Origin of the sequence: Actinomadura sp. NPDC000929 (assembly GCF_040492065.1) — a bacterium.
In the GTDB taxonomy this organism is placed as follows: domain Bacteria; phylum Actinomycetota; class Actinomycetes; order Streptosporangiales; family Streptosporangiaceae; genus Spirillospora; species Spirillospora verrucosospora.
The window spans coordinates 24,391-44,739 of sequence record NZ_JBEUPA010000002.1 but is presented as its reverse complement, the minus strand read 5'-3'; the positions used below and the strand labels follow the sequence as shown (position 1 = coordinate 44,739).

20 protein-coding genes are annotated in these 20,349 nt (G+C 73.0%); 11 read left to right on the top strand and 9 right to left on the bottom strand.

Going from position 1 to position 20,349, the window contains the following annotated elements; translation table 11 throughout:
- Nucleotides 1-317 precede the first annotated feature (317 nt).
- From ABWI04_RS01015 to ppk2, 6 genes are all read left to right on the top strand, one after another.
- Nucleotides 318-1,520, top strand: coding sequence for a DMT family transporter (locus ABWI04_RS01015; protein WP_345178159.1), 1,203 nt, complete (start codon nt 318-320; stop codon nt 1,518-1,520).
- A 217-nt stretch (nt 1,521-1,737) separates the two neighbouring features.
- Nucleotides 1,738-3,078: an MFS transporter gene (locus tag ABWI04_RS01010; protein WP_353831039.1), complete on the top strand. Its 1,341-nt coding sequence runs from the start codon at nt 1,738-1,740 to the stop codon at nt 3,076-3,078.
- A 79-nt stretch (nt 3,079-3,157) separates the two neighbouring features.
- Nucleotides 3,158-4,288: an ABC transporter permease gene (locus ABWI04_RS01005; RefSeq protein ID WP_345178154.1), complete on the top strand. Its 1,131-nt coding sequence runs from the start codon at nt 3,158-3,160 to the stop codon at nt 4,286-4,288.
- Nucleotides 4,285-5,013 carry an ABC transporter ATP-binding protein gene (locus ABWI04_RS01000; RefSeq protein ID WP_353831038.1) on the top strand — a complete coding sequence of 243 codons (729 nt, stop codon included), beginning with the start codon at nt 4,285-4,287 and terminating at the stop codon, nt 5,011-5,013. Before ABWI04_RS01005 ends, ABWI04_RS01000 begins: the two co-directional genes overlap by 4 nt.
- A gap of 47 nt (nt 5,014-5,060) precedes the next feature.
- Nucleotides 5,061-5,645 carry a TetR/AcrR family transcriptional regulator gene (locus ABWI04_RS00995; RefSeq protein WP_353831037.1) on the top strand — a complete coding sequence of 195 codons (585 nt, stop codon included), beginning with the start codon at nt 5,061-5,063 and terminating at the stop codon, nt 5,643-5,645.
- A 52-nt stretch (nt 5,646-5,697) separates the two neighbouring features.
- Nucleotides 5,698-6,498 (top strand): polyphosphate kinase 2, encoded by an 801-nt coding sequence (gene ppk2, locus ABWI04_RS00990; RefSeq protein ID WP_353831036.1) that lies wholly within the window; start codon nt 5,698-5,700, stop codon nt 6,496-6,498.
- Between the two features lie 27 nt (nt 6,499-6,525).
- Here the strand turns inward: ppk2 and ABWI04_RS00985 are convergent, their stop codons facing one another.
- The 5 genes from ABWI04_RS00985 to ABWI04_RS00965 form a co-directional block, all read right to left on the bottom strand.
- Nucleotides 6,526-6,729 carry a DUF7489 domain-containing protein gene (locus ABWI04_RS00985; RefSeq protein ID WP_345178146.1) on the bottom strand — a complete coding sequence of 68 codons (204 nt, stop codon included), beginning with the start codon at nt 6,727-6,729 and terminating at the stop codon, nt 6,526-6,528.
- A 121-nt stretch (nt 6,730-6,850) separates the two neighbouring features.
- Nucleotides 6,851-7,516 carry a response regulator gene (locus ABWI04_RS00980; protein WP_345178144.1) on the bottom strand — a complete coding sequence of 222 codons (666 nt, stop codon included), beginning with the start codon at nt 7,514-7,516 and terminating at the stop codon, nt 6,851-6,853.
- A 129-nt stretch (nt 7,517-7,645) separates the two neighbouring features.
- Nucleotides 7,646-9,202: a carboxylesterase/lipase family protein gene (locus tag ABWI04_RS00975; RefSeq protein WP_353831035.1), complete on the bottom strand. Its 1,557-nt coding sequence runs from the start codon at nt 9,200-9,202 to the stop codon at nt 7,646-7,648.
- 227 nt (nt 9,203-9,429) lie between these two features.
- Nucleotides 9,430-10,032, bottom strand: coding sequence for a response regulator transcription factor (locus tag ABWI04_RS00970; protein ID WP_345178140.1), 603 nt, complete (start codon nt 10,030-10,032; stop codon nt 9,430-9,432).
- Nucleotides 10,029-11,195: a sensor histidine kinase gene (locus ABWI04_RS00965; RefSeq protein ID WP_353831034.1), complete on the bottom strand. Its 1,167-nt coding sequence runs from the start codon at nt 11,193-11,195 to the stop codon at nt 10,029-10,031. Before ABWI04_RS00965 ends, ABWI04_RS00970 begins: the two co-directional genes overlap by 4 nt.
- Nucleotides 11,196-11,348: 153 nt before the next feature.
- Here ABWI04_RS00965 and ABWI04_RS00960 point away from each other — a divergent pair, with 153 nt between their 5' ends.
- The gene (locus ABWI04_RS00960; RefSeq protein WP_353831033.1) at nt 11,349-11,924 is read left to right on the top strand and encodes a hypothetical protein; all 576 of its coding nucleotides are present in this window, start codon (nt 11,349-11,351) and stop codon (nt 11,922-11,924) included.
- Here the strand turns inward: ABWI04_RS00960 and ABWI04_RS00955 are convergent.
- Complete coding sequence (locus ABWI04_RS00955; protein ID WP_353831032.1) at nt 11,861-12,823, bottom strand: isocitrate lyase/PEP mutase family protein; 963 nt, start codon at nt 12,821-12,823, stop codon at nt 11,861-11,863. The two genes, ABWI04_RS00960 and ABWI04_RS00955, sit on opposite strands and share 64 nt — an antisense overlap.
- A gap of 657 nt (nt 12,824-13,480) precedes the next feature.
- Here ABWI04_RS00955 and ABWI04_RS00950 point away from each other — a divergent pair.
- From ABWI04_RS00950 to ABWI04_RS00940, 3 genes are all read left to right on the top strand, one after another.
- On the top strand, nt 13,481-14,203 hold the full coding sequence (locus ABWI04_RS00950; protein ID WP_353831031.1) for a S1 family peptidase: 723 nt from the start codon (nt 13,481-13,483) through the stop codon (nt 14,201-14,203).
- A 29-nt stretch (nt 14,204-14,232) separates the two neighbouring features.
- On the top strand, nt 14,233-14,790 hold the full coding sequence (locus ABWI04_RS00945) for a snapalysin family zinc-dependent metalloprotease (RefSeq protein ID WP_353831030.1): 558 nt from the start codon (nt 14,233-14,235) through the stop codon (nt 14,788-14,790).
- A 199-nt stretch (nt 14,791-14,989) separates the two neighbouring features.
- The gene (locus ABWI04_RS00940; RefSeq protein ID WP_353831029.1) at nt 14,990-15,838 is read left to right on the top strand and encodes a class II glutamine amidotransferase; all 849 of its coding nucleotides are present in this window, start codon (nt 14,990-14,992) and stop codon (nt 15,836-15,838) included.
- A gap of 21 nt (nt 15,839-15,859) precedes the next feature.
- On the opposite strand, the gene ABWI04_RS00935 is transcribed toward ABWI04_RS00940, so the two are convergent.
- The 3 genes from ABWI04_RS00935 to ABWI04_RS00925 form a co-directional block, all read right to left on the bottom strand.
- The gene (locus tag ABWI04_RS00935; protein ID WP_345178124.1) at nt 15,860-16,741 is read right to left on the bottom strand and encodes a diacylglycerol/lipid kinase family protein; all 882 of its coding nucleotides are present in this window, start codon (nt 16,739-16,741) and stop codon (nt 15,860-15,862) included.
- A gap of 167 nt (nt 16,742-16,908) precedes the next feature.
- The gene (locus tag ABWI04_RS00930; protein ID WP_345178122.1) at nt 16,909-17,685 is read right to left on the bottom strand and encodes a class I SAM-dependent methyltransferase; all 777 of its coding nucleotides are present in this window, start codon (nt 17,683-17,685) and stop codon (nt 16,909-16,911) included.
- A gap of 89 nt (nt 17,686-17,774) precedes the next feature.
- Nucleotides 17,775-18,758: a sigma-70 family RNA polymerase sigma factor gene (locus ABWI04_RS00925; protein WP_353831028.1), complete on the bottom strand. Its 984-nt coding sequence runs from the start codon at nt 18,756-18,758 to the stop codon at nt 17,775-17,777.
- A gap of 142 nt (nt 18,759-18,900) precedes the next feature.
- Here ABWI04_RS00925 and ABWI04_RS00920 point away from each other — a divergent pair, with 142 nt between their 5' ends.
- Complete coding sequence (locus ABWI04_RS00920) at nt 18,901-20,322, top strand: DHA2 family efflux MFS transporter permease subunit (protein WP_345178118.1); 1,422 nt, start codon at nt 18,901-18,903, stop codon at nt 20,320-20,322.
- Nucleotides 20,323-20,349 lie beyond the last annotated feature (27 nt).

The following is a 20,349-nucleotide window of genomic DNA, read 5'->3' as shown; positions in this document are numbered from 1 at the left end:
CATCAGTTGAACTGGGAAAACGACGGCCCGGCCCTGCCTCACAAAGGGTTTCTCAACCACAGAGCCGGGTCGCCGCCTCCCATGCGCCCCTGCCGACGGGTGAAGAGGCCGCCGCGTGAATCGAGGGGCTTGCACGCCGACCAGAATACCAGCCGACACGGTCGGCCTCCTGTGTTACGTTCGGCCTTACGCAACTCAACAAAATAGGACCGATCCCGGTCTTCGAGTTGCGCCCGTCAATCGGGTGCAGCGAGGAGGACCGGGATTGAAGACCCCGGACCTCCTCGTGAGCACCCCTCACAAAGGAGGGGGTCCCCTTGAGGAACCTCGAAAACCGCGAACGCGGTCGCGCGCTCGCGCTCGTCCTCACCATCTGCGGCTTCGTGCCGCGGCGGGTGAGGCTCGCCCGCGAGTGGCTGACCAACGAGGTGACCGGACCCGCCAAGAGGCGGCGCCCGGCCATCGCGTGGACGGTCGCCGTGGTGGCGATGGTCGTCGGAACGGGCAACAACGTCCTGCTCCTGAAGTCGGGAGCGACGGGCATGCCCGCCTTCGTGACCGCCTTCCTGACCGACGTCGCGGCGTGCACCGCCCTCTGGCTCGTCGTCCGCCCCAAGTGGCGGCAGGTCGACCGGCGGGTGAAGCGCTCGGCGCTCATCTTCGGATGCACCTCACCGGTCAGCATCTGGAGCGGGCAGGAAGCGCTGCACCACATGCCCTACGCGATGGTCGCGGTGCTGGCCCTCATGGTGGGGCCGATGGTCGCGGCCCTGGTGTCGGGGCGCAAGAACTGGCAGATAGTCGGGTGGGTGCTCGTCTCGGGCACCGGCGCCACGCTCCTGTACGGCATGGCGGCCTGGCAGCTCTCGCCCATCGGGATCCTGAGCGTCGTCCTCAACGGGATGATGTACTGGGCCATGGCGCGGATCTTCACCGGTCTGGGCCGCCTGGAGGAGGAGTTCGCCAACGAGGCCGAGCAGGCGGTCAACGCCGCCAAGCAGGCCGCGCTGGCGGCGACCACTCCCCGGGAGGCCGAGCTGGCGGCCATCGCCGTCAAGGAGGCCGAGCTGAAGGCCGGCACCCGCAAGGAGGCCGTGCTGACGGCCAGTGCCCTGAAGGGGCTGGTCTCGGTTCCGGTGCTGTTCGTGCTCTTCCTGAGCGCGCACGGCCCGACGGTCGTGAGCCAGCACAGCGCGTGGGCCACGATCGGCGCCCTGGGCGTCGGCACGCTGGCCACCATCAGCGCGCTGTGTTCGAGCGCCGCCTGGAAGCGGGGCTTGACCATCTCCGCACACGCTCAGCTGCAGCCGGCCAAGCCGCTGCTGGGCCTCTTCTGGGGGACTCTGGTCGCAGGCCAGAAGCCCCCGAAGTTCACGCAGGACACGATCGCCGGGTACCTCCTGGTCTGCCTGGGAGCACTGGCGGTCGGCCTCATCTTCGTCGAGGAGAAGACGAGGGAGCAGATCAGGAAGGCCCGCGCCAAGAAGGCGCGGGCCCTGGGTGAGCCTGACACCGCCTGACGGCGCAAGCCGCCGGGCATGCAGTAACGGGCACGGTGCCCTAACACCGTGACCGCTCAGTCGAACGGCGGGGGGTGCCCGCCCCCCGCCGTTCTTCTTCGCTCGCCGTTGATCGTAGCGCCTGGATACATCGTTCCAGAGCTGTCCCCGAGGGGAGTACCGCGTGTCGCGGCGCGGCCTCGGGCGGCGCTCCGCTTCATGAGTGAACCTAGAGGCGATGAACCCTGCAGACGAGAACGGCGAGGAGGACGGCGACCGGGACGGAGGCCGGTCGCGGCTGGCGCCGATACTGGCGGCGCCGATGTTCCGCTCGCTGCGCAACCGCAACTTCCGCCTGTTCACGGCCGGTTCGCTGGTGTCCAACACCGGCACCTGGATGCAGCGGGTGGCCCAGGACTGGCTGATCCTCGAACTGAGCCACGGCGACGGGACCGCGCTGGGCATCACCACCGGCCTGCAGTTCCTGCCGATGCTGCTGTTCGGGCTGTGGGGCGGCGTGATCGCCGACCGCTACTCCAAGCGCCGGGTCCTGGTGCTCGCCCAGGTGGCGATGGGCCTGCTCGCGCTGGTCCTCGGAGTGCTGGCCGTCACCGGAAGCGCCCGGCTGTGGCACGTGTACCTGCTGGCACTCGGCCTGGGGGTCGCCACCGTCGTGGAGAACCCCGCCCGGCAGACCTTCGTGGTCGAGATCGTCGGCAGGACCGACCTGCCCAACGCCATCGCGCTGGGCGGCGCCTGCTTCAACATCGCCCGCGTCCTCGGCCCGGCGGTGGCAGGCCTGCTGATCGCGGCGATCGGCACCGGCCCGGTCTTCCTGGTCAACGCGGCGTCCTACGTCGCCGTGCTGGCCTCCCTGGCGGCGATGCGGGCCGGCGAGCTGAGCTCGGCCGAACCGGTGCCCCGGGGCAAGGGGCAGCTGCGGGAGGGCCTGGCGTACGTGCGGGCCCGGCGGGACCTGGTCACGGTCCTGCTGCTGCTGGGGCTCGTGGCCACGTTCGGGATGAACTTCGCGGTCACCATCCCGCTGATCGCCAAGGAGGTCTTCCACACCGGGGCGTCCTCCTTCGGTCTGGCCTCCACGATGCTGGCCGCCGGCTCCCTGGCCGGGGCCCTGGTGGCGGCCCGGCGGGTGCGCCCGACCCGCCGGCTGCTGCTCGGCGCGGCGGCGCTGTTCGGGGTGCTGGAGATGGCGGTGTCGCTGATGCCGTGGTACTGGCTGTTCCTGGCGCTGCTCGTCCCCACCGGCGCCGCGGTGCTGACGTTCACCACCACCGCCAACTCCACCATGCAGCTCGACGTCGCCCCGGCCATGCGCGGCCGGGTGATGGCGCTGTACACGCTGGTCTTCCTCGGCACCAACCCCCTCGGCGCGCCCCTCATCGGCCGGCTGTCCGAGCTGGTCGGCCCGCGCCTGGCGATGACGCTCGGCGGCGCGGTGTCCGCCCTCGCCCCCCTGCTGGTGGCGGCCCTGATGCTCCCCGGCCGGGCCCCCGGCCCCGCCGCTCCGACCCCGGCCACCCCCCTCCCCCCACCCGGCCGCGGCAGGTCCCGCCGGTAGCGGGACCCCGGAGCTGGTTCGCGACATTGTGTTGCTATCTTGTCGACATGATGTCGATAAGTGCGCGGGGGTGGGGCTGATGTTCCTCGCGCTTCGTGAGCTGCGGTTCGCCAAGGTCCGGTTCGGGCTGATGGGCGCCGTCGTGGGCCTGATCGCGGTTCTCATGGTCATGCTGTCCGGGCTGTCGGTGGGGCTGGTCAGGGACGGGGTGTCGGGTCTGCAGAACCTGCCGGTCACCTCCTTCGCGTTCGAGCGCGACGTCCAGCACGACTCGGCCTTCTCCCGGAGCGTGGTGGACATGTCCGCCGTGGACGCCTGGCGGAGCCGTCCGGGCGTGCAGCAGGCGGCCCCCTACGGGAACACGCTCGTCAACACCAAGAGCGACCGGGGCGTGGACGTCGACCTCGCGCTGTTCGGAGTGGCGCCGGACTCGTTCCTGTCGCCCGAGGTCGGCGAGGGCTCGCGCCTGAGGGACGCGGACGGCGTCGTCGTCAGCGCCACGGCCCTGGACGCCGGCCTTCGCATCGGCGACACGATCACGGTCGCCCGGCTCGGGACGAGGCTCCGCGTCGTCGGCGCCACCCCGCGGCAGGACACCTTCGGGCATGTCGACGTCGGCTACGTGCCGCTGCGGACCTGGCAGCTGATCAAGGCGGGCGCGGCCCCGGGCGACCCGGTGCCCGCGCACGCCACGCGGGAGATCACCGCCGTGGCGGTGCGCGCGAAGCCCGGAGCGTCGGTCGACCTCGCCGCCGGGGACGCCGCCGCCGGGACCGAGAGCCTCACGCTGGAGGACTCCTACGGCGCCTCGCCCGGCTACTCCGCCGAGACCTCCACCCTCCAGCTCATCCAGGTGTTCCTGTACGCCATCTCCGCCCTGGTCGTCGGAGCGTTCTTCGCCGTCTGGGCGATCCAGCGCAAGCACGAGGTCGCCGTGCTGCGCGCCATGGGGGCGTCGAGAGGCTGGCTGCTGCGCGACGCGCTCACCCAGGCGTTCCTCCTGCTCGTCGCCGCCGTCGCGATCGGCGCCGGGATCGGCGTCGGCCTCGGCTCGCTCATCACCGGCGGCGGGATGCCGTTCGCGCTCAGCGCCCCGAGCGTCACGGCCGCCGCCGCGGGGCTCGTCCTCCTCGGGCTCGCCGGAGCCGGCGCCGCCGTCGCCCGGATCGCGTCCATCGACCCCGCCACCGCGCTTGGAGGCAACCGATGACAGGGAAGACCACACAGGCCGCCGGGCCCCGCGAACCCGGCGCGGACGACCGCCCGGGGCTCGTCATGGAGGGCGTCAGCCTCAGGCACGGCGACGGCTCCGAGACCGTCCAGGCGCTCGACGACGTCGACCTCGCGGTGCGCCCCGGCGAGCTGGCCGCCATCGTCGGCCCGTCCGGCGCCGGCAAGTCGAGCCTGCTCGCGGTCGCGGGCGGTCTCGCCCGCCCGGACCGGGGCACCGTCACGGTCGCGGGGCTCGACATCACGGCCGCCGGCGCGAGGGCCAGGGCGAGACTGCGGCGCGAGCACGTCGGGTTCGTCTTCCAGTCGGGCAACCTGGTCCCGGCGCTCACCGCCGTCGACCAGCTCCGGCTGCCGCTGCGGTTCCGTCCGCGCCGCGCCCGCTCCGGCCGCGATCCTCTCGCGCTGCTGGAGGACGTGGGAATGGCGGACCGGGCCGACCGGCACCCCCACCAGCTCTCCGGTGGGGAGCGGCAGCGGGTCGGCATCGCCCGGGCGCTGGTGACCGGGCCGAGCGTGCTGCTCGTGGACGAGCCCACCGCCGCCCTGGACCGGGCGCGCAGCCACGAGATCGTCCGCCTGCTCGCCCGCGAGGCGCGGCAGTGCGGCGTGGCGGCCATCATGGTGACCCACGACCACGATGTCCTCGAACACTGTGACACCGTGTACGAGATGATCGACGGACGCCTGGCCGCGCTCGCCTGACGCCCCGGCCGGGCCGCCCGCCGAGGACGACCGGACCGGAGGGGCCCGTGCCGAAGATCCAGGCGCCGACCGTGGCGGAGCACCGGGCCGCGCAGCGGGCGGCCCTGCTCGACGCCGCCCGCACCCTGCTGTCCGAGGACCCCGAGCGGGCCCCCGGCCTCGCGGACGTCGCCCGCCGGGCCGGGCTCGCCCGCTCCAGCGTGTACGCCTACTTCAGGTCCCGCGACGACCTGCTCGACGCCCTCATCGTCGACACCTTCCCGCGCTGGTCGGCCTACGTCGAGGCGCGGATGGCGAAGGCGAGGACGCCCGGCGACCGGATCCTGGCCTACGTCTACGCCAACCTCCGCCTCGTCGCCCGCGGAGACCACGCGCTGGCCCGCGCCCTCGCGGCCACCGGGCGCACCGACACGCTGGCCAACTCCAGCCGGCTGCTCCACGACGAGCTCCAGACGCCGCTCCGCGCGGCCCTGGCCGACCACGGCGCCGCCGACCCCGACCGCACGGCCGAACTCGTCCAGTCGATCGTCTACGCCCTGACGCGGATGATCGAGGACGGCCTCGCCGAACGCGCGGCCCGCCGCCTCGCCCACGAACTCCTCGCCCCCTACCTGGACGCCGCGGCACCGTAGACGGGACGCGCGGCGCGGCGGGCAGGACGTCCTCCTGGGTAGAGATCTCTGCATGAGCAAGGACAAGCGGCTGTCCCGGCGCGTGTACGAGCCGGAGCTCGCCCGCCTCCAGTCGGAACTGGTGAACCTCCAGGAGTGGGTGCGCAGCGAGGGCGCCCGCGTCGTGGTGGTGTTCGAGGGACGGGACGCGGCCGGCAAGGGCAGCACGATCAAGCGGGTCACCGAGTACCTCAATCCCCGCGTCGCACGGATCGCCGCGCTGCCCGTCCCGACCGACCGCGAGCGCACCCAGTGGTACTTCCAGCGCTACGTCGAGCATCTGCCGGCCGCCGGGGAGATCGTCCTGTTCGACCGCTCCTGGTACAACCGGGCGGGCGTCGAGCGCGTCATGGGCTTCTGCTCCAAGCAGGAGTACACGCGCTTCCTCCACCAGTGCCCCATCTTCGAGCGGCTGCTGGTCGAGGACGGGCTCTTGCTGCGCAAGTACTGGTTCTCCGTGAGCGACGCCGAGCAGGAGCGCCGTTTCCGCAGCCGCCTGGCCGACCCGACGCGGCGGTGGAAGCTGTCGCCGATGGACCTGGAGTCCATCACCCGCTGGGAGGACTACTCCCGCGCCAAGGACGAGATGTTCGTGCACACCGACATCCCCGAGTCGCCCTGGTACGTCGTGGAGAGCGACGACAAGCGCCGCGCGCGGATCAACATGATCGCCCACCTGCTGTCGACGATCCCCTACCGCACGGTGGAGCCGCCGCGGCTCGCGCTCCCCGAACGGCCGCCCCCCAGGGGATACGAGCGGCCGCCGCGCGACATGCAGACCTACGTCCCCGACCACTCCGCGTCCCTGAAATGAGACCCGGCGGCGCGGGGGACGGTGCCGTTACTGCTTGGCCGGGTCGGATCCGGCGCGCTTGACGATCCGGTCGCCCTCGCTCACCGAGTTCCAGAGGGAGCCGTCGACGCGGATCTTCTTGCTGCCGCCGCCGGTGAAGGTGACCTTGAGGTAGTGGTAGAGGTTCGACCCGTCCGGCATGTTCCGGGACTTGCCGTCGACGACGCCTTCCCACTCTTCGTCCTCATGCACCCGTCGTGACCTGAACATCCGCGCACCGCCCTTGGTGATGGTCCTCTTACTTCCTGTGATCAGGTTAGGCCCGCCGCGGACGCGGGGCCTCGGCCGCGCGAGGGGTCCTGCGGATGCGACTTCAGGCTGAGGGGCGGGGCCGGACGATACCGAGGTCGTAGGCCATCACGACGGCGTGCACGCGGTCGCGGGCGCCGAGCTTGCGCAGGACCGACGAGACGTGGGTCTTCACGGTCGCCTCGGCGAGGGACAGATACCCGGCGATCTCCGCGTTGGAGGCGGCCCGGGCGACCAGCGTGAGCACCTCCACCTCGCGGTCCGTCAGCTCGGCCAGCCGTGCGGGCCGGACGGGTTCGGCCGGCTGGACGGCCACGAACCGGTCGAGGAGCCGGCGCGTCACGGTCGGGGCCAGCAGCGCCTCGCCCCTGGCGACGACCCGGACGGCGTCGGCCAGTTCCGGCGGGCGCACGTCCTTGAGCAGGAAGCCGCTCGCCCCCGCCCGCAGCGCGGCGTAGAGCGGCTCGTCCAGGTCGAACGTGGTCAGGATGATGACCTTGGGAGGGTCGGCGGCGGCGGTGATCCGCCGGGTGGCGTCGATGCCGTCGGCGCCGGGCATCCGCACGTCCATCAGGACGACGTCGGGGCGCAGCCGGGCGGCCTCCCGGACGGCCTGGTCGCCGTCGCCCGCCTCGCCGACGACCTCCAGGTCCTCCCGGGCGTCGATGATCATGCAGAATCCGGCCCGGACCAGGTCCTGGTCGTCGGCGACGAGCACCTTGATCGTCATGGCGGCTCCCTCGGGGCGGCCGGGCGCGGCCCCGGACCCCCGGCCGGGTCGGGTCCCGCCGCCGGCGGCCCGCCCATCATCGCAGCGCGCCGCGCCGGCGGCGTCCCGTTGCCGGGAGCCCCGCCGCGGTCACCGGGCGACCGTCTCCCAGAACCCGCAGCCGTGCTCCGCCCTGGCGTCGACGGTGCGGATCGCGCCGGGCGCGAGGCTCAGCGGCGCGGTGCCGGGCCGCCAGCGCGGCGCGCCCCGGTGGTTCGGGTCGCCCGAGCGGGCGAAGGCGCTCCAGTAGCCGACCATGGTCCGGGCCAGCCCCTTGCGCTCGCGGTTCACCAGCAGGTCTCTGCCGCCCAGGTCGAAGAGGTAGGGCAGGTCGGTGGCGTGGGCGGCGCCCTGCGGGACGTCGGGGACGTGCAGGCCGTTGACGTTGGGCGCGTTCTCGTCGGCGAACTCGTAGGAGTAGACGGTCGTGCGCGCGGCGAGGTCCCGGGCGCCGGCCAGTGCCGAGCACGCCCAGGACGCGTCGGTCAGGACCGTCGCCCAGGCCAGCCCGGCGGACGGGTACCGCGACAGCGGGTACCGGGCGGCGACCCTGCCCGCGGCGGGCCCGAACGCCTCCTCCAGCAGCCGGGGATAGGTCTCCGCCGTGATCAGTTTCGGGTCGTACCGGATCGCGCCCGCGACGAACGACCGGGCCTCGTCGCGCGTGCCGCCGATGATCACCGGTACGCGGGTGAACGCGCCCGCGCGCAGCGCCGCCGCCGGGTCCCGCGGCAGCAGTCCGGTGCCGTAGGCGAGGTGGTCGGCGAAGGACGGCGAGTGCGGGAGGAGTTCGGCGGTGGTCTTGCCCCGCGGGCACGCCAGCGCGTCCGTGCCCGCGCACTCCAGTTCCCGGGCCGCGGCCAAGCCGTCCTCCCGGCCCTGGGCGACGGGGACGTAGGGCCGGTCGGCAGGCGCTCCGGGGAACAGGCCGCCGGCGGGCCAGCGCAGCCCGCACGCACCCGACGAGATGATCGCCTTGTCGAAGTGTCCCCGGGCCGCGGGCGAGGTGAGCAGCGCGCAGGCCGACATCGCCCCCGCCGACTGGCCGAAGACGGTGATGTTGCGCGGGTCGCCGCCGAACGCCGAGGCGTTGCGCCGCGCCCACCGCAGCGCCGCGATCTGGTCGGCGAAGCCGAAGTCGCCCGACCCTTTCAGCCCGGGCAGCCCCAGGTAGCCGAATATGCCGAGCCGGTAGTTCACCGTGATGACGACGGCCTTGCCCTCGGTCGCCAGCCGGACGGCGTCGTAGTCCTTCCCGCTCCCCTGGGTGAAGCCGCCGCCGTGCCACCACACCATCACGGGCAACGCACCGTGGCGTCCGCGCGGAGTGGTGACGTTGACGTAAAGGCAGTCCTCGCCGGACGGGTTCTCGGGCCCCGGCGAGCCCTGCGCGCAGTCCTTCCCCGGCCGTCCGGCGTCCCTTACGCCGCGCCACGGAGCCGGCTCGCGCGGCAGCGTCCAACGCCGGGCTCCGGTGGGCGGCGCGGCGTAGGGGATGCCGAGGAACTGCCGGGATCTCCCCTTCGCGATGCCCCGCACGCTTCCGGAATCCACGCGCACGGTCAGCGGCGCTCGCGCGGGCTCATGCGGCGAACGGCACGCCATCAGCGCCCCGGCGACCGAGACCGCCGCGAGCGCGGTGGACACGCTTCTGACTCCAGGGGACACGCTGCTGAGACCCGCCACGATGACGACCGCCCGTCTGATCACGTCCGCCGTCCGGCGGCACTCGTTCGAGAGCAAGGACGGGATGACCCGCCGGTTCGACGCTAGGGAACCCGGCGCCCCGTGGCCTCAGCCCGGCGTCCCGTCTTGGACCTGCGACTCCGGACGGAGCGGCGGCCCCGCGCCCGCCCACGGATGTAGGCGCGGGGTCAGATCCAGCCCTGCTGCCAGGCTCGGTGGGCGGCGGCGTGGCGGGTGGGGGCCCGGAGCTTGGTCATGGCGGTGGAGAGGTAGTTGCGGACGGTGCCGGGGGCCAGGTGGACCTGGGCGGCGATCTCGTTGACCGAGGCTCCGGTGCGGGCGGCGCGCAGGACCTCCAGCTCGCGGTCGGTGAGGGGGCACTCGTCCTCGGTGAGGGCGGCCGCGGCGATGTCGGCGTCGACGTAGCGGCGGCCGGCGGCGACGTCGCGGATGATCTCGGCGAGCCGGGACGCGGAGGTCGTCTTCGGGACGAAGCCGCGGACGCCGGCGGCCAGGGCGCGGCGCAGGACGGCGGGCCGGGCGTGCCGGGTGACCAGGACGATCCGGGTCGGCAGCTCGGCCGTGATCTCCTCGGCGGCGCGCAGGCCGTCGGCGGGCGGCATCTCCAGGTCCAGGACCGCGACGTCCGGGCGATGCTCGCGGGCCAGCCGGACCGCGTCGGTGGAGGTGGCCGCCTCGGCGACCACCTCCAGATCGTCCTCCAGCGCGAGCAGGGAGGCCAGGGCGCTGCGGAGGAGGTCCTCGTCGTCGGCGATCAGGAGTCGGATCATCGGTCGTCGCCGTTCGCGGCGGGCAGCGACGCGGTGAGTTCGAACCGGTCGGCGTCGCGGGTCCAGGTCAGGTCGCCGCCCGCGGTCCGCAGCCGGCCGGCGAGGGCGGTCAGGCCGGTGCCAGGGTCGGCGCCGGGGCCGGACGCGCCGTCGTTGCCCACCCGGAGGCGGGCGACGCCGCCGGTGACGCGGTAGTCGACGGACGCGTGGCGCGCCCGGCTGTGGCGGAGGAGGTTGGTGGTCGCCTCCCGCATCACCAGGCCGAGGAGATGGCGGGCGGTGTCGCCGATGGCGGCGGGCTCCGCGGTGGTGCGGGCGTCGATGCCCGCGGAGGCGAGGATCCGGGTGGCGTTGGCGATCTCGTCGTCCAGGCTGGTGCGGCGGTAGCCGAGCACCACGGCGCGGGTGTCGCCGAGCGCGTCGGCGGCCAGCCGCCGGACCTCGCGCATCTCGGCGGCGGCGCGCGGCGGGTCGGTCTCGGCGAGCCGGGCGGCCAGCTCGCTCTTCAGGGCGATGACCTGCAGGTGGTGGCCCTGGATGTCGTGCAGGTCGGCGGCGAACCGGAGGCGCTCGTCCTTCACGGCGAGTTCGGCCGACAGGCGGCGCGCCTCGTCCAGCCGCCCCGCGATGTCCCAGGCCCACAGGGGGCCGAGCGTGGCCCAGGCGACGAAGGCGGTGACCCCGGGCGGGAACAGCGCGGCGTACGGCAGTTCGCCGTCCCCGCTCAGGAGGCTGACGGCGCCGCCGGGCAGCGCCGCGGCGAGGACCGCGGCGGCGATCAGCCGGAGCCGGCGGCCGCGGTCCAGGTAGGTCGCGGCGACCGCCGTCATGATCGCGGGCGCGATCGGCCACAGCCCGTAGTCGCGCACGGCCAGGGGGCAGACGGCGAGCACGAGCGCGGCCAGCGCTCCGGCGGCCGGCCAGCCCGCGGGCGGGCGGGGCCGCGCACCGGCCGACAGCCGCGCGTTCAGCAGGGCCACCACCGCCGCGACCTCGACCGCCAGCGCGGCGGCGCTGAGGGCGCGCGGCTGGACCGGCACGTCGCCGTCCAGGATCCATTCGCCGGTGAGGAGGATGAGGACGGCCACGTTGGTGCCCGGCACCGCCCACCAGGTGTAGCGGCGGAACCCCGCCAGCCCTGCCTCGTCGGCCCCTGTGCGCACGCCGCCATTGTTCCAGCGGAAGGCGTCCGGGGCGGGTGTCATTTGTCCGGTATTCGCATGACAGATGTCATCCGCGCACGTGGTGGTCCGCCACTACCCGGGACCGTCGCGCCGCCCGAGGGTGGATGCGTCGCCCACCCGAGGAGGAGCACCGTGCGAGCACAGGAAGCCACGCGCCACGGCCGGGGTCACGCGCTGATGCGTCGCTGGCCCACGGCGGCGGCCCTCGCCGCAGCGGCGCTCATCTGGGGCGGCGGCCTCGGCGACCCGGACGAGGCGGTCTCCGGGTTCGGCGAGCTGCTGCTCCTGCTGGCCCTGGAGTACCTGATCCTCGCCCGGATCGGCCGGCGCGGGGCGTCCTGGCCCGTCGTCGGGTCCATGGTCGTGGCCATGGCCGCGATCGGCATGCTGGACGTGGTCCCGCTGTCCGCCGTCATCACGGCCGCCGCGCTGGTCCTGCTCGTCTGGGAAGCGTTCGCCGAGGCGCCGGACGGGCGGGCCGTCTTCGGAGCGCAGGCGGCCGGGATGGTCGGGTTCGGCGCCCTCGCGTTCGCGAGCCTCGCGGTCGACCCCGACCTCGGCCGCTACCTCGTCGCGGCCGGCTGGTTCCTGCACGGGGTGTGGGACGCCGTCCACCTCAAGCTCGACAGGGTCGTCTCCCGCTCCTACGCCGAAGCCTGCGGCGTGATCGACGTGGTGGTCGCCGCCATGCTCGTCTTCCTGCTGTGACCGGCCGCGGCGGGCCGGGAGAAGGCGCCGCCGCCCGGGAACATCGCGGCGAGTTCCGGCCTGGGGTGGTTGCGGCTGATGTTGCGTTCGAGGAGGGCCAGCGACTCCCGGACGCCGACGCTCCCCGCGGTGTGTTCGGGCAGGCGGCCGTCGTCGCGCTTGAGCCGGACGATCGCCTCCTCCATGGCGCTCTGGGCGGCGAACAGGCACGGGGTGCTGTAGATCGCGACCTCCACGCCGAGCTCGGTCAGCTCCGGCAGCGAGATGCGGGGCGACCTCCCGCCCGCGATCTGGTTGAACAGCAGCGGCTTGTCGCCGATCACCGTCCGGACCCGGCGGATCTGCTCGACGCTCCGGACGCCGTCGACCAGCACGACGTCCGCGTCGGTCCGCGCCAGCGCCTCGGCGCGGGCCAGCACCTCGTCCTCCTCGCCGGCGTCGGTGCGGGCGACCACCACGAGGTCGCGCCGGGTCCGCAGCACCATGTCGAGCTTGTCGAGGTACTCCTGCAGCGGCAGGATCCGCTTGCCGTCCACGTGCCCGCAGCGCCGCGGCCGCTGCTGGTCCTCGAGGATCACGCCGGACGCGCCGATCAGCTCCAGCTGCTCGACCACGTGGCAGGCGACCTCGGGGTCCACGTAGCCGTCGTCGATGTCCACGAGCAGGTGCCGCCCGGGGAAGGCGAGCCGCAGCCGCTGCACGAACGCGACGATGTCGGGCCAGGCGATGAAGCCGATGTCGGGAAGGCCGTAGTGCGACGCCGCGAAGCCGAAGCCGGACACGAAGAGTCCGTTGTAGTGCTGCGCGGCGACGGAGGCGGAGAACATGTCGAAAACCCCGATCAGCGGGGTGGTGCCTTCCGACCTGATCTCGCGTCGGAGTTCTTCTCCGTAGTTCACCTTTTCTCCTTTCGTTGCATGGGGCGCGGGCGACTTGTCCGACCAATACGGAACGCCACGGCTTGTGGCGACCACACCGCAGTCGGTATTCCGTGTCGTGAATAGTTACCCATGCGCAAAGCAAAACGCGGGTCAAGGAAGGGGAGGGAGGCGGCAAAAAGGCAAAGAAAACGGTCCGCTTTGGCGGGTGATGTTGGGAATTGTTCTTTTATTCGTCGCGACCGTTGCGGGAGCTGCGCTTGACCGCCCCGGCCCGGCCGGGCACGGCCTCCGGCGGGCGGCGGACGCGCTCTGCGAACGCCGGGTGAACGCACTGGAACCGGCGGGTTTCTATGCCCCTCGAAATACACATTGAACATCTAGTGCTTTTCACCTTCTGGAGGGGGCTCGTTTTCCTCGGCTACTCTCCCGTAGCTGTGGTCCCCGCGAGAAGACGAATTCGCCGTCGCATGCGCAGGAGCATGCCGGTCCGGCCCGTGCCGGCCGCCGTCATCTTTATCGCGAACGCGTTTTCCCGCAAGCCCGCCGAGAATGGCGGGCGGTGCTCCGCGACGGAGCCGAGGACGAGCAGCGAACCCGCCGTTCCGGGCCGCGCCCCCCGCTCCGCGCGCGAGCAGGACGGCCCCGGCGGCACGACCCCCCGATTGGAGAACCGTCATGCGCAAACTGCTGAAGGCGACGCTGGTCGCGTGCGCCTTCGTGCTCGCGATGTGCGGTGTGACGTCCGCGAACGCCGCCGAGCCCCCCGGTGAGGGCGGTGTGCCGATCATCGGCGGCCACAACGCCACCGAGACCTATTCCTGGATGGTGTCGCTGAGCAACGGCTGCGGCGGCAGCCTGGTCGCGGCCCAGTGGATCGTCACGGCGAACCACTGCGGCTCGGCGTCGCAGGCCCGGATCGGCTCGACCTACAAGAACTCCGGCGGCGAGGTCCGCCAGATCGACCGGCGCACCACCCGGTCGGGCACCGACCTCACGCTGATGCACCTCTCCACCCCCGCCCAGTCCGCCCCGGTGAAGATGGCGCAGTCCAACCCCGCCGCGGGCACCCCCGTGCGGCTGCTCGGCTTCGGCTGCATGAGCTGGCCGAGTTGCAGGACCGCCACCGTCCTCCAGGAGATCGACCTGACGATCCTGCCCAGCAGCCGGTGCGCGGCCGGCGGCGGCACCGCCAACGACGTGTGCGTCTCCGGCGACCGGACGCACTCGGCCTGCCACGGCGACTCCGGCGGCCCGGCGGTCGTCGGCACCCGCGGCGACTGGACGCTCGTCGGCGAGACCCACGGCCCCGGCGACAACCTGGGCGAGTGCGCCACCACCACGCTCTACACCGGCATCGCGCCGTACCTGTCCTGGATCAACCAGCAGATCGGCCGCTGACCCCCCGCCCCCACCCCCGAGGAGCTCCCATGTCACTTCGCAGGATCATGGCGGCGCTGGCCGTCACGCTCGGACTGTCCTTCCTGGTGCCCGCCCTCGCCGTCGAGCCGGCGTCGGCCGCGGCCCCGGTCGCGGTCCGCACCATCTACTACGACGCCAGTGCCGCGCAGGAGTTCAGGGCGGCCGTCGACCAGGGCGCCGCGGCGTGGAACGCGGCCGTGCCGGCGATCCAGCTCAGGGCCGCGACCGGTGCGCAGGCCACCGTGAAGGTGTACGCCGACAACGGCTGGCCCCGCACCTACATGAACGGCTTCGGCCGCGCCACCATCTACATGGGGCGCGAGGCGGTCAACGACGGCTTCTACCCGCCGAGGATCGCCGCGCACGAGCTCGGTCACGCCCTCGGCCTGCCCGACAACCGCAACGGGCGCTGCGACTACCTGATGTCCGGCCACAGCTCGCCGACGTCCTGCCAGAGCACCACCCCGCACTCGACCGAGGCGGCCCAGGTCACCCGCAACGCTGGCGGTCTCGTGCCCGCCGTGCTCAGCCGGGAGACCCGGTACGCGGACTGCTTCGTCTTCTGACCGTCCGCTCCTTCTCCGACCGCGTCGCACCGCGGGCACGTCGCCGACACGTGCCCGCGGTGCCGCGCGTCCGGCCCCGTTCGCGCTGGTGCGCGCGGGTCTCATCGGGTAGGGAGGAAGTAAAGGGGGTTCGTACCTGGCCGAATCCCGGGACGGGCTCCCGGTCGCCGCGGCGGCGAGTCGATGCGAGGTGGTGGCGATGTGCAGGTGGATGGCCTACTCCGGGGACCCGGCCCTGGCGGAGGCCCTGCTCTTCCGGCCGGCCCATTCCCTGATCAACCAGAGCCTGCACGCCCGGCTGGGGGCGGAGACCACGAACGGGGACGGCTTCGGCGTCGGCTGGTTCGGGGACCGGCCGATCCCGGGTGTGTACAAGAGCGTCCTTCCCGCCTGGAACGACCCGAACCTGCGCGAGATCAGCCGGGAGATCCGCACCCCGCTGCTGTTCGCCCACGTCAGGGCCTCGACCGGCGCCGCGGTGCAGCGCAGCAACTGCCACCCGTTCCGGTACCGGCGGTGGCTGTGGATGCACAACGGGGCCATCGCCGACTACCCCCGGCTGAAGCGGGACGTCATGCTCGCGGTCGATCCCTCGCTCTACCCCGAGATCGAGGGCACGACCGACTCCGAGGCCCTGTTCTACCTGGCCCTCACCTTCGGCCTGCGGGAGGACCCGCCGGGCGCCGTCGCCCGCACCATCGGCCTCGTCGAGGACCTCGGGCGTCGCCACGGAGTGCCCGATCCGCTGCAGATGACGGTGGCCACCAGCGAGGGCGAGTCGATCTGGGTGTTCCGCTACTCCAGTCAGGGACGCACGAGGTCGCTCTTCTACTCCACCGACATCGCCGAGCTGCGCTCGCTCTACCCCGGGCTGGACGTCCTCCAGCGGCTCGGGACGGACGCGCGGTTCGTCGTGTCCGAGCCGATCCACCATCTCGAGGGCGCGTGGACGGAGGTGCCGGAGAGCTCGTACGCGGTCGTGCGGCCCGGCACCCACGAGCTGCATCCTCTCGTCCCCGTCCGGAAGCCCGAGGAGAGCACCGCCTGACGTTCCGGCGGCGGCCCGTCCTCAGGCGGGCCGGGGCGGGGCGATCAGCCGCCAGGCGCCGGGGTGCAGGGTCCAGGTGCGGCTGGTGTAGGGACCGGACACCTCGCCGTCGCTGTTGCTCCGGAACTCCTCGCCGCTGATCGTGACCTTGCGGGCCGTGACGTGCAGGACGTCGTCCCGGTGGCGGTGGCTGCCGTCGCGCAGGCGCAGGGCGTAGGCGATCCGCGCGAAGGGCCCGGTGGCGGCGGAGACGACCAGCTCCATCTTCCCGTCACCCGGATGCGCGTCCAGGGCCAGCTGGGCGGAGCCGCCGGCGATGCCGGGCGCGTTGCTGAGCGCGGCCATCAGGAACTTGCCCTCGGCGACGAGTTCGCCGTCCGCCTCGGCCCGCAGCCGCCACCCGGAGTGGCGCAGGCCCGCGATGACCGCGCCGAGCGGGAACGCCGCGACCTTGAGCGTGCGCTTGAACCGCGTGGCGCTCTCGGCGGCCGAGGCGCCGATGCCCACGTGCACGGCGTTGAGGGTGACGCGGCCGTCCTCGTCGACGACCATGTCCAGCTCGCGGTGCCCGCCGTCCAGCAGGAGGCGGACGGCCTCGTCGGGGTCGAGCGGGATGCCGAGGTTGCGGGCGAGGTCGTTCCCGGTGCCCATCGGCAGCAGCCCGACCGTCCGGTCGAGCTCGCCGCGCCGGTGCAGGGTGCTGACCAGACGGTTGATGGAGCCGTCGCCGCCGGCGGCCACGACGACCGCCTTGCGGTCCCTGTCCAGCGCCTCGTCGAGGTCGTCGGGCGCGACGCACGGGCAGACGGTGACGTCCCGCCCGGCGTCCCTGAGCAGCGCGGCCACCCGGTCCAAGGTCTGGGCGTCATGCGTGCCGGCCTTGGCGTTGGTGAAGAGAATCATGGTCCTCAGATCGGCCGTGCGGAGCCTCCGGGGGCGTTGCTCGGCGACGGAGGCCTGGGGGGATCCCACACCGCTTCTGCTTTCCCTCCCCCGCCCGGATGATGCAGGTGGCGGGTGTAGGACGGGTCACGGTGCCACGGGACGGGAGCCGCGGCCCCCGGACCGCCTCACCGGGTGACGCGGATCTTGGACTGGCCGTGCGGGAGGTCCTCCCAGTCGTCCATGAAGCGTGCGGTGAAGCCGTGGCGCTCGGCCAGGGAGGTCAGGGTCTCGGTGCGGTAGTAGAAGTCCTCGCGCAGGACGTGGTGCTCGGTTCCCTCGGTGCGGTCGAAGGTGAAGTCGAAGAAGCCGCCGGGGGCGAGGACGCGCCCCACGTTCGCGAGGCATTCGTCGATGACCTCCAGCGGCGAGTGGCTGAAGACGCTGTGCGCGTGGACGACCGTGAAGTGCTCCGAGGGCAGGAACCGCAGTTTCAGGTCGCCGACCAGCGTCAGGTGCGGCAGCTTCTCGCGGAGGTCGTTGCGGACGAGGGTGTGCTGCGCGGCGAGCAGAATGTCGGGCGAGATGTCGATGCCGTAGTAGTTGCCGGCGTCGAGGTAGTCGATGAACCGCCAGCCGGCGCGCAGGTTGCCGCAGCCGATCTCCAGGAGCCGGTCGTCCGGCTTGAGGCCGTGCCTGAGCAGGTAGTCGAACTGCATCTGGCCGAGGGCGAGCCAGCGTTCGCGGGTGGGGCTGCCGACGGCGGCCTCCGGGCTCCGGGCCGCGTCGGCCCTCATGACGGCCCGGTAGTAGGCGACGTGGTCGCGGCTGGAGACCCGGAATTTCAGGTCGCGCGCCATGCGTGACAGATATGTACCGATCTTGTCTGGATTCTGGGCGGCGTAGCGCAGCCGGTACGCCAGGCTCGCGCGATTCCGGCTGGTGGGCGGCAGCGCTTTCGTCATCGGGCTCGTCCCCCAAGGAGCACCTGCGGTTCGCCTCGTGACCTACCCTTCCGCCGCGCCCCGTAAAAGCGGCGGCGCGGCGGAAGTGATCATTCGTGCACCCGGGGAAAGCCGAAGTCGTCGAAAAGGGAAGGGGCCATAAAACTCGAAATGCGGGCGATTCCGGAGCGGGTGGGAGTGACCACCATCAGGGAATGCGCGTGCAGGATCCCGTCCTCGCCGCGCAGGTACGCGCCGAAGGCCGGCTGGCCGTTCGCGCGGACGGGCACGAGCAGGTGGGGATCGCGGCCTGAGGGCAGCCGCGCGGCGAGCAGCCGGCCGATGGCCTCCCGGCCTCTGAACCAGTGCGGAACGGGCGGCATCTCCCAGGCCGCCTGCTCGGTGAGCAGCCGGGTGAGCCCGGCGATGTCGACCGTCTCGAAGGCCTTGGCGAACCGGTCGAGCAGCTCGCGGCGCGCCGGCTCGTCCGGCTCGGCGATCTCGTCGCCGGCGGGGACCAGCCGCTCCAGGCGGGACCGGGCGCGCAGCAGCGTGCTGTTGACCCCCGCGCCGGTCATCCCGAGCATTCCGGCGACCTCCGCGGCGGACCAGCCCAGCACGTCCCGCAGGACCAGCACGGCCCGCTGCCGGGCGGGCAGGTACTGCAAGGCGGCGATCAACGCCAGCCGCAGGCTCGCCCGCTCGGCGACGACCGCAGCAGGGTCCTCCGGCGCACCGCCGACGAGCCGGTCGGGCAGGGGCTCCAGCCAGGGCACCTCCGGGGCGCGCGACCCGGGCGGCGGCACGTCGCCGGACGGCGAGGCCAGGCCCGAAGGCAGCACGCGCCGGCTGCTGTGCTCCAGAGCGTTCAGGCAGGCGTTCGTGGCGATCCGGTACAGCCACGTGCGCAGCGACGCCCGTCCGTCAAAGGAGGCATACGCTCGCCACGCTCGCAGGTACACCTCCTGGACCAGGTCCTCGGCGTCGTGGACGGAACCCAGCATCCGGTAGCAGTAGGCCAGCAGCTCCCGCCTGAACGGATCCGTCAACCGTCCGAACTCCTCGGGACCGGCATCTCTCTCATCGGTCTTCATAGGACGCACCTCCCCCTGTACTGACCGGAGAGCGGGGCCGGATTCGTCGGCCTCCACCCGCTGAGTACCGCCCGCGCGGGCGGTTTGTACAGGCGACGGCGAGCCACCGGCCGGCTCGCCCGATCACCTGGAGGGAACGCGCATGGCGCAGAGGACAAGCGGCGGGCTGCTCGGCCTGACCGCGACGGCGTCGCTGATGGTGGCGCTGGACGCGACGGTGGTGACGACCGCGCTGGCCAGGATCCGGCTCGACCTGTCCGCCACCATGGAACAGCTCGAATGGACCGTGAACGCCTACGGGCTCAGTTTCGCCGTCCTGCTGATGACCGGCGCCGCGCTGGGCGACCGGTTCGGGCGCAGGCGGATGTTCGTGAGCGGGCTCGGCCTGTTCACGGCGGCCTCGGCGGCCTGCGCGGCGGCCCCCGGCATCGGCTGGCTGATCGCCGCCCGCGCCGTCCAGGGGTGCGGGTCCGCGCTGGTGATGCCGCTGGCGATGGCGCTGCTGAGCCATGGCGTCCCGCCCGAGCGGCGCGCCCGGGCCCTCGGCGCCTTCGCCGGGGTCACCGGCCTGGCGGTGGTGGCCGGGCCCGTGGTGGGCGGGATCGTCACCGAGGGGCTGGCCTGGCAATGGATCTTCTGGCTCAACGTGCCGATCGGGCTGGCGGTCATCCCGCTGGTGCTCCGGTACGTCCCTGAGAGCCGCGGCGGCGGGGCCTCCTTCGACCTCGGCGGCGTCCTGCTGGTGACGGGCGGCGCGCTCGGCCTGGTCTGGGGCCTGGTCCGCGCGGACGGCTCGGGCTGGGACGCCGCCGAGGTGGACGGCGCGCTGGCGGCCGGGGTCCTGCTGCTCGCCGCCTTCGTCGCCTGGGAGCTGCGCACCCGCGAGCCGATGGTGCCGATGCGGCTGCTGCGCTCGCGCGGCTTCTCCGCGGGGAACGCCGCCGGGCTCCTCATGTACGCGGCGCTGTACGGCTCGCTGTTCTTCATGGCCCAGTTCCTCCAGACCGTCCTCGGGGCCGGGCCGATGGCCGCCGGGCTCCAGCTCGTCCCGTGGACGGCGACCGTGACCGTGATCGCGCCTGCCGCGGGGGCGCTGGTGAACCGGGTCGGGGCCCGTCCCCTCACCGCGGCCGGACTGACCCTGCAGGCGATCGGGATGGGGTGGATCGGCCTCACCGCCGGGCCCTCGACCGCCTATCCGGAGCTGATCGCGCCCATGGTCGTCGCGGGGGCCGGGATCAGCATGGCGATGCCCGCCGCGCAGACCGCGGTCATCAACTCCGTCGCCGCGCGGGAGATCGGCAAGGCGTCCGGCGTGTTCAACGCCCTGCGGCAGCTCGCCGCGGTGCTGGGCGTGGCGGTCGCCGCCGCGGTGTTCACCGCCGAGGGCGGCTACGGGACCGCGGGGACCTTCTCCGACGGCTTCGGGCCCGCCCTCACCCTCACGGGCGCGCTGTCGCTGGCAGGTGCGGTCGCCGCCCTGTTCCTGCCCGGACCCGACCGGACGGCCCGGCCCCTCCCGGCGCCGCCGGTTCCGCGACGCGCGCCCGAGCCGACCCGCTGAAGCGTGGAGAAGCCGTGCCGTCGGCGG